General features: G+C 47.5%; 13 protein-coding genes. 4 read left to right on the plus strand and 9 right to left on the minus strand.

Features of this window, described 5'->3' with window-relative positions; translation table 11 throughout:
• Positions 1-127: 127 nt before the first annotated feature.
• The 3 genes from VHA_RS04810 to VHA_RS04820 form a co-directional block, all read right to left on the minus strand.
• Entirely contained in the window at positions 128-877 is a 750-nt protein-coding gene (locus VHA_RS04810) for a LytR/AlgR family response regulator transcription factor (protein WP_040528245.1), read from the minus strand.
• Positions 865-1884, minus strand: coding sequence for a sensor histidine kinase (locus tag VHA_RS04815; RefSeq protein WP_005502361.1), 1020 nt, complete (start codon positions 1882-1884; stop codon positions 865-867). Before VHA_RS04815 ends, VHA_RS04810 begins: the two co-directional genes overlap by 13 nt.
• A 317-nt stretch (positions 1885-2201) precedes the next feature.
• Positions 2202-4001, minus strand: coding sequence for a diguanylate cyclase domain-containing protein (locus tag VHA_RS04820; RefSeq protein WP_005502363.1), 1800 nt, complete (start codon positions 3999-4001; stop codon positions 2202-2204).
• 260 nt (positions 4002-4261) lie between these two features.
• Here VHA_RS04820 and VHA_RS04825 point away from each other — a divergent pair, with 260 nt between their 5' ends.
• The 3 genes from VHA_RS04825 to VHA_RS04835 all read left to right on the plus strand — a co-directional run bounded on the left by VHA_RS04825 (position 4262) and on the right by VHA_RS04835 (position 7246).
• Positions 4262-5854, plus strand: coding sequence for an ABC-F family ATPase (locus tag VHA_RS04825; protein WP_005502367.1), 1593 nt, complete (start codon positions 4262-4264; stop codon positions 5852-5854).
• Between the two features lie 380 nt (positions 5855-6234).
• Positions 6235-6756 (plus strand): DUF3332 domain-containing protein, encoded by a 522-nt coding sequence (locus tag VHA_RS04830; protein WP_005502368.1) that lies wholly within the window; start codon positions 6235-6237, stop codon positions 6754-6756.
• 139 nt (positions 6757-6895) lie between these two features.
• Positions 6896-7246, plus strand: a complete 351-nt coding sequence (locus VHA_RS04835) for a DMT family transporter (RefSeq protein WP_005502370.1) — start codon at positions 6896-6898, stop codon at positions 7244-7246.
• 12 nt (positions 7247-7258) lie between these two features.
• Here VHA_RS04835 and VHA_RS04840 read toward each other — a convergent pair whose 3' ends face one another.
• Positions 7259-8209, minus strand: coding sequence for a GAF domain-containing protein (locus tag VHA_RS04840; RefSeq protein ID WP_005502372.1), 951 nt, complete (start codon positions 8207-8209; stop codon positions 7259-7261).
• Positions 8210-8425: 216 nt separating this feature from the next.
• Here VHA_RS04840 and VHA_RS04845 point away from each other — a divergent pair, with 216 nt between their 5' ends.
• On the plus strand, positions 8426-8692 hold the full coding sequence (locus tag VHA_RS04845) for a hypothetical protein (protein WP_005502374.1): 267 nt from the start codon (positions 8426-8428) through the stop codon (positions 8690-8692).
• Between the two features lie 193 nt (positions 8693-8885).
• On the opposite strand, the gene VHA_RS04850 is transcribed toward VHA_RS04845, so the two are convergent.
• From VHA_RS04850 to VHA_RS04870, 5 genes are all read right to left on the minus strand, one after another.
• Positions 8886-9932, minus strand: a complete 1047-nt coding sequence (locus VHA_RS04850; protein WP_005502376.1) for an endonuclease/exonuclease/phosphatase family protein — start codon at positions 9930-9932, stop codon at positions 8886-8888.
• A gap of 133 nt (positions 9933-10065) precedes the next feature.
• Positions 10066-11328, minus strand: coding sequence for a quaternary amine ABC transporter ATP-binding protein (locus VHA_RS04855; RefSeq protein ID WP_005502385.1), 1263 nt, complete (start codon positions 11326-11328; stop codon positions 10066-10068).
• Positions 11321-12220 (minus strand): ABC transporter permease, encoded by a 900-nt coding sequence (locus VHA_RS04860; protein WP_005502387.1) that lies wholly within the window; start codon positions 12218-12220, stop codon positions 11321-11323. Before VHA_RS04860 ends, VHA_RS04855 begins: the two co-directional genes overlap by 8 nt.
• Before the next feature lie 166 nt (positions 12221-12386).
• Positions 12387-13379, minus strand: a complete 993-nt coding sequence (locus VHA_RS04865) for an ABC transporter substrate-binding protein (RefSeq protein WP_005502389.1) — start codon at positions 13377-13379, stop codon at positions 12387-12389.
• A 599-nt stretch (positions 13380-13978) separates the two neighbouring features.
• A complete protein-coding gene (locus tag VHA_RS04870) occupies positions 13979-15193 on the minus strand; it encodes an aromatic amino acid transporter (RefSeq protein WP_040528248.1) in 1215 nt (404 codons plus the stop codon).
• Between the last annotated feature and the right edge of the window lie 90 nt (positions 15194-15283).

Below are 15283 nucleotides of genomic sequence, written 5' to 3' on the forward strand. Positions count from 1 at the left end.
TGCTAACGTAAACCAGTTTGTGGGAAGTTGAAGCGTGATGAGACCAACGGCCGTTTTCACTGATGAATAGCCGTTGGTTGATATAAAGTGACGATGACACCACCGAAAGACTGAAATGTTTTTTGGGTTACATCTGTTTGAAAAGCGCATTTGCACTGCGGCTGACAGGGAGCTGGCTGCGCTTTGATGTTACTTCCACCACCATTCTTCCCGTTATGTCTTTGAACACTCTGTTAATCGCAGAGACTTTAACGATCACTGAACGATGGATCTGCCAGAATGTTTCTTGGCAAAGCATCTGTGACAGGTTTCTAAGTGGTGTCCGGATAATGTACTCAGCGTCTTTGGTACACACGGTGACGTATTTGTCTTCGGCTTTGAAATACTCAACATCATCGACATGGATGAGATGAATGTCATCACCTTTTGCTGCCTTCAGCCACGTTAAGAGCGTTTTCTGCTTCTCCTTCGCTTCTGTCAGGATTTGGCTCAGCTCATCAGGGTTCAGTGTTGGTTTTGTTCGGGTTTTAAGACGGTTGCAGGTTTTAGTCAGGCGTTTTTCATCGATAGGCTTGATGAGATAGTCGATCGCACCATGTTCAAACGCTTCAATAGCATAGTGATCATACGCGGTGACAAACACGATGCGAGGCGGTTTGCTGAGACCGTTGACGGCGTCAGCGACTTCCATTCCATCCAGCCCAGGCATTCGAATATCCAAAAAAACGATATCAGGTTGTAATGTTTTGGCCAGCTCAATGGCCTCCAGGCCGTCTTTCGCACAGCCTACAACGTCAATGTCTGAAGATACTGCACCTAGCAGGCGGCTTAAATGATGTCTGAGAATAGGTTCGTCATCAGCTATTATGGCTCGCATTGAAATGAAATCCTTGTCGTGAATCCCCCGCTATGATGGGGGGTGAGTGTAAGTTGGCCTTTTTCTCCGTATAGTGCGGATAAGCGCTCCCTGACGTTCTTCATGCTAACGCCATTTCCCTTAGAATTTTCGTTGAAGCCGATGCCGTTATCAGACACTTCTACCGTGATCGTATTTTCCTGCTTGGTGAAGTTAACGTGGATATAACCGCCTTTCACTGAAGGCTCAATACCGTGGACGACGGCGTTTTCTACTGCCGGTTGAATAAGAAAAGGCGGGATTCGGGTTTGTTTTGAAAGGGAAGGGTCTACGTTAATATCAAACCCCATGCGATCAGAGAGGCGTATTTGTTGGATAGAAAGGTAACTGTCGAGCAGCTTTAACTCGTCGTGAAGAGAAATGGTCTCTTTTCTCTGTTGCTTAAGGCTGGCTCTGAGCAAGTCGGTGATCTTTTCCAGTAACGCTTTGGCTTTAGATGGATCAATATCAATCAGTACTTGGATACTCGCCAGCGTGTTGAATAGAAAATGGGGTTCCATTTGTCCTTGCAGGCTGCGTAACTGGCTGTTTATAAGTGCCTTTTCTTGTTCTGCCTGACGAATTTGAACGTCTTTCAAATCGTTTTCTGCACGCCTTGCCCGTTCGCGGGTAATAAAGAAATAGGCTGTGAATGTCGCAAAGGAGACCGTGAAGATCAGCGTAGGAAACAGCACCTCGGTGCGAAGGTATCCACGGTATTGGTAAATCCAGAACAGCATGTTCATGGTGCCTAAGATAGAGCCAACAGAAATGGATATAGCAGTTCTTTTCAGGTTGCTCCAGGAGGGAAAGCTTTGGGAAGAAAAGAGATGGAGAAAATGGAATGTGATGCCATAACCCATGGAAATCGCTAAGTGGTAGTAGTAGGCGCCGCCAATTAGGAAGGAGGTAATATAGGCAATGACAGAACAAATTCCGACGACGATGATTATTCGAGTACGATCAAGATAATGGTTTGTAGGGTTCATTGTGCTTTATCTTTTCTAACTAATTGGATGTTAGTTTTTCTTGTTTTGTCTTGAAATACCTAACCTGCCTTGATTTGGTGAAGGCACTCGAGATTTTGATGCCCCAGTGCTTGTAGCGCCTTTGTGGATATAAAAAAGAGGCGCAGCATAATTCATGCGCGCCGTTCGATAAGGTATTTCGGATGCACAGTGGCTTTTCCGTTTCATTTGGAAAAACAACCAACGGAGCCACAATAACGCATTTTTTTCATGATGAAACCAGTATGCGACGAATGAACCGAATGATAGATGAGTGGCGTTATTGGGGTGTGAAGCGCTCAGCCTTGGCTGGATAAGGGCTGGGTGGCTATCACGTCGAATCGGGTACTGTTACCGCCTTTGCGTTCTGCTTCGATGCGCATCATTTCACTGGTATTGAACATATGTTGTGGGTTGATGCGCTCATCACTGGCATCAAGCGAAGACAGTCCAATACTAAAAGTGAGTGAGCCAGTTCGTGAAAGCATAAACGGCACGTTTTGTACTTTGAGGGCATCGTGGAGTTTCTGGCATACAATCTGGGCATTTTCCTGCGTTGTATGTGGAAGAATGACGGCAAATTTTTCATCCACCAGGTGTGCCACCACATCCGAAGAACGCTGGCAGGTACTGGATAACACCTGACTGACATCAGTCAAGGCTTTGTTTGCTTTCTCATTCCCTTGTGCTGCTTTATATTCCTCAAAATGATCAATTGAAAGCAACAATAAACTGAGCGGGGTTTTGTAGCGGCTGGCCCTGCGGAGTTCTTTATCAAGCATGTCATTGAAATACCGCAAATTGATAAGGCCGGTTAAGTCATCAATCGGATTCATTTCTTCCAGTTGATGGGTAGCATCTTCCAGAGCTTCCTGATTGAGATCCAATGCATGTGTGAGCTCCTCTTTTTCATCGCTTATCTGGTGAATGGTGTCACTCTGGCGCTTTGTCAGCAGTACAAATGCCAGTACCAGTGACGCGAGTCCGAAGATGATCACCAGTGTGGTGAGCGCTTCTATTTTGTATTCCTGCCAAATGGGGGGACGGTAATTGATAAAACGTGTGCCTTCGGGAAGGGCGTTGCGATCAATATTGTGTTTGTCTAGAGCCTCTAAATCAAAAAACAACGAAGAAGGTGCAGACTGGGCGTCAGGTAACGAAGCATTGATGCCTTTGTCCAGCACTTCTAACGCCAGTTGTGCAGCCGCTTTTCCCTGGCTGTAACCGGTGACAATTTGACCGCCAACGGCACCGTGCCCTATGTGTGAATGCCAGTAGGTGTAGAGTGGGAAAGGCGTGATGGAAGACAGTAACCGGGCAGTTTCTGCTGGACTGTATTGCGTGCCGTCTGCTTTCGGAAGGGTATTACTTAGCAGGAAAACCAACGTATTGGCTGGGAACTGGCTGAGCTCATCATCCAGTGTATCAATCGATAGATTGACAAAGATCTCAGTATCTATCACTCCTACATAAGCAGGTAGAACCTGATTTCTAACAATATCGACAACACGTTGGTTATGCCCTTCGGTGTTGGTACCAACAAAAACGACAGAACTTGCCTGCGGATGTAATAACAAGGCAAGATCGACGGCATCTTTGTAGTCGATGTATTCAGAAATACCGGTCGTATTGCCTGTAGCCTGCAATTTCCCAGGGGAGTAGTCCTTTACGGCGGTGTAGAGCAAGGGCTGGTTGGGAAACAGTACGGATTGATGTTGAAGCGCGAAATCAACCGCGGCATTGTCAGAGGCAATGACAAGATCGGTGGAGGCTGAGATATTTTTCGCCGCAAGCAACCCGGCCACTTTTTCGCTGACCGAAGCGCCTTGATAGCGCAGGGTATCAAGATAGACCACAGATAAATCAATCTTTGTGCCGGACGCATCAAAGGTATCGCGCAAGCCACTTTCAATTTCATCGCTCCATCCATAACCCCGGTGAAAGGCATTGATATACAAAACCCGCTTGGCGCCCGCTTCGACTGATGCATTCGACGGTGAAATAGAGGCTATAAACAGGGTAATGAGTACGCTCACTATCAGAATCAATGTGTAGACACTGGTGTGGTATGCAATGGCCCTTTTTATCTTGTTAGTCATACAGCTCTCATGTGCGTTCTTATTATGGGTTCGGATGCTCATAAAGTGAGATAAGGTCACCCAGTAAGTGTAGTTTGGAAATAGAGAATGAGAGGACGAATGACAGGCAATGTAAGAGCCTGAGACGCTGTGCAAATTTTTGCATAAATACAAGAAGAGGTAACAACTGGAATGTGACTTGTTCTGCTGTTTGCTTGAAGTAGTGGAACGAACTCTGTACCCTTGCCGCGTTTTCCCATTCTCTGTTCAGGATTAATACCTTGCTTAGTACTGCTAATATCACCCAGCAATTTGGCGCCAAGCCACTTTTCGAAAACATTTCCGTCAAGTTCGGAGAAGGCAACCGCTACGGCCTTATCGGCGCAAACGGCTGTGGTAAATCGACGTTTATGAAGATACTGAGCCGTGAATTGGAACCGACCAGTGGTAATGTCAGCGTGGACCCAAATGAGCGCGTCGCCAAGCTGAACCAGGATCAGTTCGCGTATGAAAACTTCACGGTGATTGACACGGTTATCATGGGCCACAAAGAACTGTGGGCGGTGAAGCAAGAGCGTGATCGCATCTATGCACTTCCGGAAATGAGCGAAGAAGACGGGATGCGTGTCGCTGACCTTGAAGTTCAGTTTGCTGAAATGGACGGTTACATGGCTGAAGCCAAGGCCGGTGAATTGCTGTTGGGGGTGGGCATTCCCGTTGAGCAGCATTATGGCCTGATGAGCGCGGTGGCACCGGGCTGGAAACTGCGTGTTCTTTTGGCACAGGTGCTGTTTGCCGATCCCGATATCATGCTGCTTGACGAACCAACGAACAACCTGGATATCGATACCATTCGCTGGCTGGAAGATACGCTGAACGAACGCAACTGCACCATGATCATCATTTCGCATGACCGTCATTTCCTGAACTCAGTTTGTACCCACATGGCGGATTTGGATTACGGAGAACTGCGTGTTTATCCGGGCAACTATGATGAGTACATGATAGCAGCGACACAGGCCCGTGAACGTCTGCTGGCAGACAATGCGAAGAAGAAAGCTCAGATTGCTGAGCTGCAAACCTTTGTGGCGCGTTTCTCGGCAAACGCATCAAAAGCGAAGCAGGCGACCTCACGTGCCAAGCAAATCGAAAAAATTCAGCTGAATGAAGTGAAGGCATCAAGCCGCCAGAGTCCTTTCATACGCTTTGAGCAGTCGAAAGAGCTGTTCCGCAATGCGCTTGAAATTGAAAACCTGAGTCAGGGTTTTGACCACGATTTATTTTCCAACTTCAGTGGTATTTTTGAAGTTGGTGAACGTGTAGCAATCATTGGTGAAAACGGCGTGGGTAAAACCACCTTGCTGAATACCCTCGCAGGTGTAATGGCGCCGCGTACCGGTTTCTACAAGTGGTCTGAAAATGCCAACATTGGTTACTATGCGCAGGATCATGCGGCTGACTTTAAACAAGACATGAACCTGATGGCGTGGATGAGCCAGTGGCAACAGGAAGGTGATGATGAGCAAACCGTGCGTGGTTTCCTTGGTCGTATGCTGTTTTCTCAAGACGATATCAAGAAATCAGTGAAAGTACTTTCCGGTGGTGAGCAAGGACGTATGTTGCTTGGCAAGATCATGATGCACAAACCCAATATCTTGCTGATGGATGAACCCACTAACCACATGGACATGGAATCGATCGAGGCGCTGAACACCGCCCTTGAGCACTACAAGGGAACGCTGTTCTTTGTGTCACATGACCGTGTGTTTGTTGATTCTCTGGCGACCCGGATTCTCGAAATCCGTGATGGCAAGATCACGGATTTCAAAGGTACGTATTCGGAGTTCCTGAAATCACGCGGTATTGAAGGTTAACCCAACGCCTTCCCCTTGAAGAAACACACCCGCATTTTTGCGGGTGTGTTTTATCTGGAGATGGTACCACTATAACGTGTGAGTCATGATTTTAGAGGCATGGTGGCATACCAACCTGTTGATTAAAAAGCAAGCAAACGAACGGGTGGCGCAATATTCTTGTTGTTATTTATAGCGTGAATGGTTGGTATTTGTGATAGCCGTAGATCGGGTGAATGTCAGGGTGCTTTAACGTCTGTTTAACTGGCTTGGCATTGCCTTTACAAGAGGGTGTGAATGAGGTGTTATTAAGCCTGTTTTCGTGCAAATCTACCTCTCTTTTTTTTCTGAAAATACGCTGTATACTTCGCCAACTTTTTCAACTCACAGTGTGTAAAACGATGAAAAAATTTGCAATTAAAGCTGTTGCAGCAGCAGTGCTGTCAGTGTCGCTGACAGGTTGTATCGGTCAAATGGCAACGTCTGGCCTGGTAATGAAACTGAACCTTTCTGCAGTAGATAACCGTTATGCACGTGCGGGGCTGTACGTACTGATGAGCCCTGTTTACGGTATTGCAGCGATGGCTGACCTGTTCATTTTCAACTCCATCGAGTTTTGGACTGGCACCAACCCAATTTCTGGTAAATCTCCAGCGGTGGCAGATACCCCAATGAGCGCTGTTATTCAGATCAACCAGAAGCTGGATAAAGATCTGACAACCGCACCAGTGAAGATTTCTTCTGCTGACATCAAGCAAGTGAACGACAAATCGCTGGAAATGTCAGTGGCTTATGCAGACGGTACAACCCAGGTTCTGCGTGGCGAAAAAGAAGGCGACATGGTTAACTTTTATCTGAACAACGAATTCATCACTGCTGTATCTGTTGATGAACTTAGCGAATACGCAGCAAATCGCGTATAATCGCCATTTCGGATGACGAGCCCTGCTTTGGCGGGGCTTCGTTATTTCTGGGGCAGGATGCCAACATATTCAAACCATTTGAAATTGCAGCTTGTGTAGTGATATCACCTAAACCTGACCCTGAGGATATTCTAGCCGTATGTTGAAATTGATCACCACCTTACCGCCTTTGGTCACGTTGTCGGCCGCGATTCTCTTTGAAATTGTGGCGACGTCTATGATGCCGAAAACCCAGTCATTCACTCAGCCAGTATCGACGGTATCTGTTTTGTTATGCTATGCGATCTCTTTTTATCTGCTATCTATTACGGTAAAAACCATGCCGTTGGGTATTGCTTACGCTATCTGGAGTGCAGCAGGTATATTGTTGGTGTCGATGGTGGCTTGGTTGATTTATGGTCAACAGTTGGATTTGGCTGCCATTGTAGGAATGACAATGATTGTCGGTGGCGTCGCCATTATTAACCTGTTTTCCAACGTGATGCATTGATTGCTGAGCTTGTTACACTTTAGCTTTACGTGCCAGGTTTCTGGCTATTTCCACTAGGTGGGAGATATCATATTCACCTTCCGGCTCCACCCAGGAGACCCCGACAGAATAGTTGAGTGTGTAGAGGAGGCTTTTTTCCTTTGCATCGCGTTCAACACGTTTCTTAAATCGGTTAAGAATGTCCTGGGTGTTGGAGATCGGTGTGTTTGTCATTAACACCGCAAACTTGCCGTGCTCCAACCTTGCCAGTACATCCGATCCTCTGAAACCAAACTTCAGCAATTCAGCAAAAAAGACCATTGCGTTGTCCCTTTCTCTTTTAGGAAGCGGGTTTATTCGTGTTATTCCACTTAGGTCGAAAAATGCCAGTGAGGCAGGCAGGTTGAGCCGCTCACACATATTCAGGCTGTTTTGGCTGAGTACTTCGAAACCATCTTCATTCAACAACCCCGTGAGCGGATCCTGCATAGTACAACTCTGCATGGATACCAGTTCGTTTTCCACCAACGCAGCGATGTCTTTCATACAATTTATCTCGTCGACATCAAAGCTTCTCGGTTCGTCATCAGCAAGGCTCAATGTGCCAATCAGGGCACCGTTGCGGTGGCGGATTGGGTAGCCGGCATAAAAGCGGATACCGGGCTTTCCGTTGACCATTGGATTATCGGAAAAACGCGAGTCGGCGTGAGTATCCTGCACCACAAGGGGAGTGTGCGCTAAAATCGTATGGGCGCAGAACGTGATGTCTCTGGGGATTTCCTTGTCTAAAGGGCCAATGGCGGATTTTACCCATTGGCGATTGGTGTCGATAAAACTGATAGCGGCAATTTTTGTTGCGAACATCTGCTTTGTCAGACGGGTCAGTCTGTCAAAACGCTCCTCATTAACGGTGTCCAGAATGTTGATATGTTCCAAAGACTGGAGACGCTGGCGTTCGTTGGCAGGTATGTCCGGTTTTTTCATTGTCGACCCAATGTACAATTGTTTTCATAAATATAGACAAGTGGTGGCAATCTGGAGACCTGGAGGTGGGTTAACTTGTCTCATAAACAACCATCTATAGCCACCGGGCGGGATTGGCGTAAATCAATGTAAATCCTACTTGATATTTGGTGGGATAACCCCCATCGTATTTTAATGTAGAAGCCAACACGTTTTTTTAATCCACGGGGAATGACTATGAAACAAATCCTGACTGGTGTGGTTACGCTTATTCTCGGCTTCTTTACCCTGGTGTTTGCCGCTTTTTTCGGCCTGATTCTCTCGGTGGGGGCGTTGATTGCAAAACCTTTTCTCATGAAGAAATTACGCAAAGTGCAAGCACAGCAGGCAGCACAATTTGAACAGGCATACGGTGAAACCAGAGAGCCCTCTTGGGGTTCTAAGAAAAAACATCACGGGCAGACCATTGAAGGTGACTATCAGGACGTTACTGACAGCCGTTAATGTGAGATAGTTCTAGTCGGATGGGCGTGAAGCGAAGACAAAATTAGCATTGAGAGTCCGGCAATGATCAGCAAATGTTGACTGAGCCTATGAATCATACTGGGTTACTTAATGGCGGAATATCAATAATGAGGCACCCCATTAAGCTTAATCAAGATACTGATTTTTGCGAGAATGATGACGTTGATAAGGGTTACTGGCGAAGTGAAATAGTGACGCTGACAATAGCGTGATCGCTGCTGTAAGTGTCATGATCGTACTTGGGGTTAACCAGGTGCGTATCTTCGCAATGGAAATCGCCCACTTCCGCAAGGCTGACAGGATCAGCACTGTTAAATTCACTGGAAAGCAGGATGTAATCAAGCACGGCTCCTTTTGCGTGAAAATAGTGGGTTGCAGGGCGTTCCAATGCGGTTTCCCCCATGTTCTTCGTATATAGATCCCAACTGTCGTGAAGCTGGTAGTGGGATAACGGCATATCTGCCATATCATCTGTGATGGAACGTAGTCCGGAGATGTGAAAGGCGCGTAAGACCTCTGAACGGAGGTCGTCATTAAAGTCCCCCATCACTATGGCAGGATTGTTGGTATGGGAACGGCGCTTAATAACACTGCTCATCAGGTGGCATGCTTCTGACCCCCTTTGAATCGCTGATGCCCATGAGCCAAAGATTTCTTCCTGCATGGAATCTGCCAATTTCTTGGGTTCGCTGTCTTCGGTTACTTCATCCATGACAGGGCGCTTGGATTTAAGGTGTACCACATACATGTCGGTTTGTCCCAGAGAGGGTAGCTCCAGCGTAGCAAATAGCGGTAGTCGACTGAACTGGAAATGCTCATGGATGCCCAACTTGGCAGAAACAGCGGGATCTGCCTGCAAGGGAAGGGCACTGAGAATGGGGTAACGGGACGCCAGACAAACAACCGGACTTTTATAGATGTATTCCTCCAGTGGTTCGGGTTCATCAACGACTGCAAAAAATCGATAACCTAACGGTTCAAGTAAGGCTTTTAGCGCTGATGCACTGAACACTTCCTGAAAGGCAATAATGTCAGGCTGGTAGCTACCAATATAACGGTTCAGCCAGGCACGCTTTTGACGCCATTGATCTTCGCTGTAGATATTGCAGAACTCATAATATGCCCCGGGCGGCTCGATAAAATTGAACAGGTTTATCGTCGCCAGCTTCAGGCCTAACGCACTGTGGGCATAGGAGCTTTTGCTGTTGGTCGCGAACACGGCACCGTCTCAGGAATTGTTATAAAGGTACGGACAGTATAGCGAAGTCTGTCATGAGGGGATGGCAGAGGTGCGTATTTTTCGAGGTGAGAACAAAGAAAAAGCGCTTCAGCAAGAAGCGCTTTGAATAAGGTTACGCGGATGCTTTCACATCATCAGACTTTCCTGCTGTCGTCCCTTCTCCGGTATTGTCTGATGATGTTTGATCACTGAGTATGTCAACCAGATGCTGGCGGGAAAGCTCACCCTGCAATTCGCCATCTTCACCTAGAACGGGAAGCGGTAGCTCGTTTTCAAGTGTATCTGGGATCACGTGCTCGATCAGTGCATCAGACTGGATACCTGGCACGATTTCAAGCACTTTGTCATCAATGGCATCGCCATGGCGGGCTGCGTCCAGGGATTCGAGTTTTTCCATGCTAAGCGCACCTTGGTAGCCATCATCGTTAACGTAGTAACCATGTTCGGCCTTCGCTTTACGCATTTCTGCCAGTGCTTCGCCGATCGTTTCAGAACTGATGCGTAGGCTCTGCGGTTTCATCACGGTATCGACTGTCAGGGCGCGTGCGCGGTTAACGTCTTTAACAAACGCTTCAACGTAGTCATCGGCCGGATGCAGCAGGATATCGACCGGACGGCCCTGTTGCACCAGCTTACCGTCACGAAGAATGGCGATGCGATCGCCCAGACGCAGCGCTTCATCAAGATCATGGGTGATAAAGATAATGGTCTTGTGCAGTTTTTCCTGCAAGCCAATCAACTGATCTTGCATTTCACTGCGGATCAAAGGGTCGAGCGCTGAGAAAGCCTCGTCCATCAGCAGGATTTCGGCATCGGTACATAAGGCGCGGGCGAGGCCGACGCGCTGTTGCTGACCGCCGGAAAGTTGTGAGGGATATTGTTGCTCGTAGCCACCGAGACCCACGGTTTCAAGCCAGTCTGCTGCCTTCTTTTCCCGCTCTGATTTGTTCACGCCCTGTACTTGCAGGCCATAAGCGACGTTTTGAAGCACAGTACGGTGAGGCATCAGGCCAAAACGTTGGAATACCATCGACATCTTGTGGCGGCGGAAATCCTGTAAGCCTTTCTCGTCAAGCTTCATGACATCTTCGCCTTCCACGATGATTTGGCCTTCAGTCGGCTCAATCAGGCGGTTGAAGTGACGGATCATGGTTGATTTTCCTGATCCGGAAAGCCCCATGATCACAAAGATTTCACCACGTGCAATGTCGAGGTTAATATCTTGCAGACCTATGGTATGGCCAGTCGTGGCCAGAATATCATCCTTGGATTTGCCTGCTTTAACCTCCGGCAACACCTTTTGTGGTGTATTCCCGAAGATTTTATAAAGGCCTTTAATCTGGATCAGCGGCATGCTGTTTTTAGTGTTACTCATTGTGGCCTCCGCTCAGGTGCTGCTGTGAACGTTTTGCATAACTTTGGGATACACGGTCAAAGATGATAGCCAGTGCAACAATCGCAAGGCCATTGATGAGACCTAAGGTAAAGTATTGGTTGGTGATCGACTTTAAGACGGGTTGCCCAAGCCCTTTCACGCCGATCATAGAAGCAATGACCACCATCGCCAGAGCCATCATAATGGTTTGGTTAATACCGGCCATGATGGTTGGCATCGCCAGTGGCAACTGAACACCGAAAAGGCGTTGCGTCGGGCTTGCGCCGTAAGCGGTGGCGGCTTCCAGCACTTCTTTATCAACCAGACGGATACCGAGATTTGTCAGGCGGATAACTGGTGGAATGGCATAAATCACCACGGCAATCACCCCCGGAATTTTGCCAATACCAAGTAGCATCACGACCGGGATCAGGTAAACAAATGCAGGCATGGTCTGCATCACGTCGAGCAGCGGTGTCACGGCTGACTGGACCCGGTTTGAACGCGCCATGGCAATGCCAATAGGAATGCCGAGGAAAATGGCGAGCATGGTACAGACCAAGATAATGCTCATGGTGCGCATGGTGTCTTCCCACATGCCGAAGTATCCGATGGCGAGGAACGACACCACGACGGCAACACCGAGTTTCCATGAACGGCTCGCCATGTAGGAAACGCCCGCGAGAATCGCGATCATCAGCCACCAAGGGGTACCGAGGAGAAGTTTTTCAAACCAGATAAGAAACTGGAGCAATGGGTCGAAGAAGGATTCGATGGTTTCTCCGTAGTTTCGTGAAAACTCGCGGTAAGCACCATCGAGCGTTTTGCGAATAGCCAGAAGGTCGGAGCGGGACATCTCCGGAAATTCTGTCAGCCAAGAATTGTCTGCCATAACAGTACAGCGTCCTCTGCATCTTTAGAATTAAAAACCATATACCTATCACAGGTAGATGGTTGGCAACGTTCTTTGTGTTTTAAAAAGAGACGTCGCAAATACTTTTCGTGTTGTCGAAAAAACAGCGAGCTGAAAGCGCCCGCCCGCAAACTGAGTCAGGCAACTACAGCGCCGATTTGATTTTCTTCGCCACGTCAGGGGTTACCCATCCGCCCCAGATGTCTTCATGGTTTTCCAGAAAGTACATGGCCGCGATTTCACCGTCGGCCTGATTATTTTCCATCCATGCCAGAAGACGGTTCAACTGTGCATTGGTGAAAGAGCGGTTAGAGAGATAGCTGACGGCTTTTGGCGCGTTTTGCGCGAAGCTTTCAGTGATGACAGTATCGACCGCAGAAGGTGGATACATGGTCACTTTAGGCTCAAGACAGTCTGGGTTGGTGGTACAGGTTTCAAAGTGTTCTTTGTCGATACCCGATCCGAAATCCACTTTTACCATTTCGTATTTACCCAATACTGCTGTTGGTGCCCAGTAATAACCAAACCAACCTTCACCGCGCTCATAGGCTTTGGCGATTGAGCCCGACAAGCCTGCACCTGAACCTGGGTCGATAAGCTCAAACCCTTTGTTTTCCAGTTTCAGGGCATTGAACAGGTTGCCTGATGAAATTTGGCAGTTCCAGCCAGCCGGACAGCCAAAAAATGCCGATTTGGATGGATCTTCCGGGTGCTCAAACAGTTTACGGTTAGCGACAATGCCTTCAATCGTGGCCAGACTTGGATTCTTTTCAACCAAGTATTTCGGTACCCAAAAACCTTCTTCACCCCCGTCAGATAAAACAGCACCGGCATAACGAAGACGGCCGTCTTCAACGCCGCGGTCCAGTGCTGCTTTCAAGGTATTACTCCAGAATTCAGGTGCAATGTCTGGTTCACCTTTTTCAATCATTGATGTCCCGGTCGGCATGGTGTCGCCCGGTACTAGCTCTGCATCACAGCCATAACCTTCGGCAAGGATAATGCGATCGACATTGGCGATGAGGCTTGCGGAGTTCCAGTTCATATCAGCAATGGTCACTTTGCCGCATTCAGCTGCAACGCCCGCCATTGGCAATGCCGACAGCAATAGGCTCGACGTGATCAGAAGTTTTTTCATGGAAGTTCCCTCTCATTTGAATAGTGACGATAAATGTGTACTCGTCTAATTATTTATTTTTTTAATGCTGCATTACGTCACCTGTCCGGTTTAGGTTTAACTGGCTGAAAAACAGGCATGCAACGACATAAATTATAACAAGTTTGCATCAGTTTTTCTCAATTCTCGTCACTTGCAAAGTGATAATTGATTTGAGCTCTAATCAATTATGCGACTTATTACTTAAAAACAACATCCAATAACGTAATGATTTGGCAAGTGAAAACGTTAGTAAGGATCCATCCCATGTATGAAATGTAAGAATTAGTGATCAGGTCAAAGATTTGTGCGGCCAAAGCCCGTTTTTTCGACGGTATTCTTCAGATATGCCACTCGTATTTTGGTTCTTGAGAGGTGATATCAAGTAACAGTACAACAGAGGGAATCGTGTATACTGGAACCTGTGTTGGTCTTTGAAGATGACGCGGATCTGATTGTCCTGCACCTTAGTGGAAATGGTTTATTTCGCGTTGATGCGTCTTGTTTCCGTGCAGAACCAGTGGCAACGGCTGCCAGTAATGAAAGGCCGGATAACCGGCCTTTTCCCACTAATAAGGTGATCAGCCAGCAAAGGCTGGCAGTATCCCTGCCATGGACAGAAAATGGAACAGGGCTGTCAGCAGACCAAATAGGATCACCGCACCAATCATAGCGTTGCCGCCAGGTGCCATAAAACCCTGGGTACCACCAGCCAGCGTCCGCGATTTCATCGCCAATAAGGCAGGAATGATACAGGCCCAGACGGTTGCCGCAGCACCGGCATAGCCAATCGCGATGATAAAACCGAAGGGAAACAGCAACGACATCACCAGTGGCGGTAGGAAAGTGACTGCCCAGCATTTGGTGCGTCCGGCTTTGGTATCGTCGAACTTGAAGAAATCAGCCAGAAAATCAAATACTCCAAGGCCAACCCCGATGAAAGAAGAGAGGATGGCAGCCATGGAGAACGCATTAATGGCCTTGGAGATACTTTTCGATGCGATCACCCCATCAAGCTGTTTCAGCAGGGCATCCACGTTGCCGCCCTGTTCAATCACAGGACCAAACTCATGGCGGGGAAGGTTGCCGAAAATACTGATTAGCCACAGGCAATACAACGTCAGCGCGATAACGGTGCCACCTAAGATGGCATACTTGGCTTTTCTTTCCTCGCCATAATAGGCGCGCATGGAAGAGACAGAGTGGTGGTAACCGAACGAGGTCAGGGCGACAGGCAGCATTGCCATGGCGTAAGGCGCATATTGTCGGTCAGGGTTTGCCACATCAAGCAGCACCGCGACATCCACATTAATCGCCAGACCGGAAACGCCAAAAACAAAACTCAGCACCATGAAGCTAATCAATACGACAGAAATGCGGTCAACCGCGCGGGTAGAGTGCCAGACAAACAGGGAGAAAACGGCGACAAATAAAATGGACGCTAACTGACTGCTTAGCCCTGTGATTTCCTGAATTATCAGACCAGATGATGTAATGTAGGCATAAAGTAAAATCCCTCCCACAAAATAAACGGTAATGTTATTAAAAATATTGATTTTGTTTCCAAGTAGATCTTTGGTAACCGAATTAAAAGAAACTTTCAGATCGTAATGTTTGAATGATTCAAGCAGCATCCAGCCTGAAATAGTCATCACAATCATTGTTATTGAAATAGCGAGTATTGACCAAATTGTCCATGCTCCCGCACCCGAACTGGGTAACCCCAACATTCCCGCACCAACACAGACGCTGGCGATAATGCAGGAGCCCCCGATTAACGATGGGCTTTTTTCCATAGTTATTTCTCTTAAGTTTCACGTTATTGGATTTATTTTTTGTTATTGGAATAGAAAAGAGCGCAATAAATATTGCGCTCTTAAAGTGGT

The organism is Grimontia hollisae CIP 101886 (assembly GCF_000176515.1).
In the GTDB taxonomy this organism is placed as follows: domain Bacteria; phylum Pseudomonadota; class Gammaproteobacteria; order Enterobacterales; family Vibrionaceae; genus Enterovibrio; species Enterovibrio hollisae.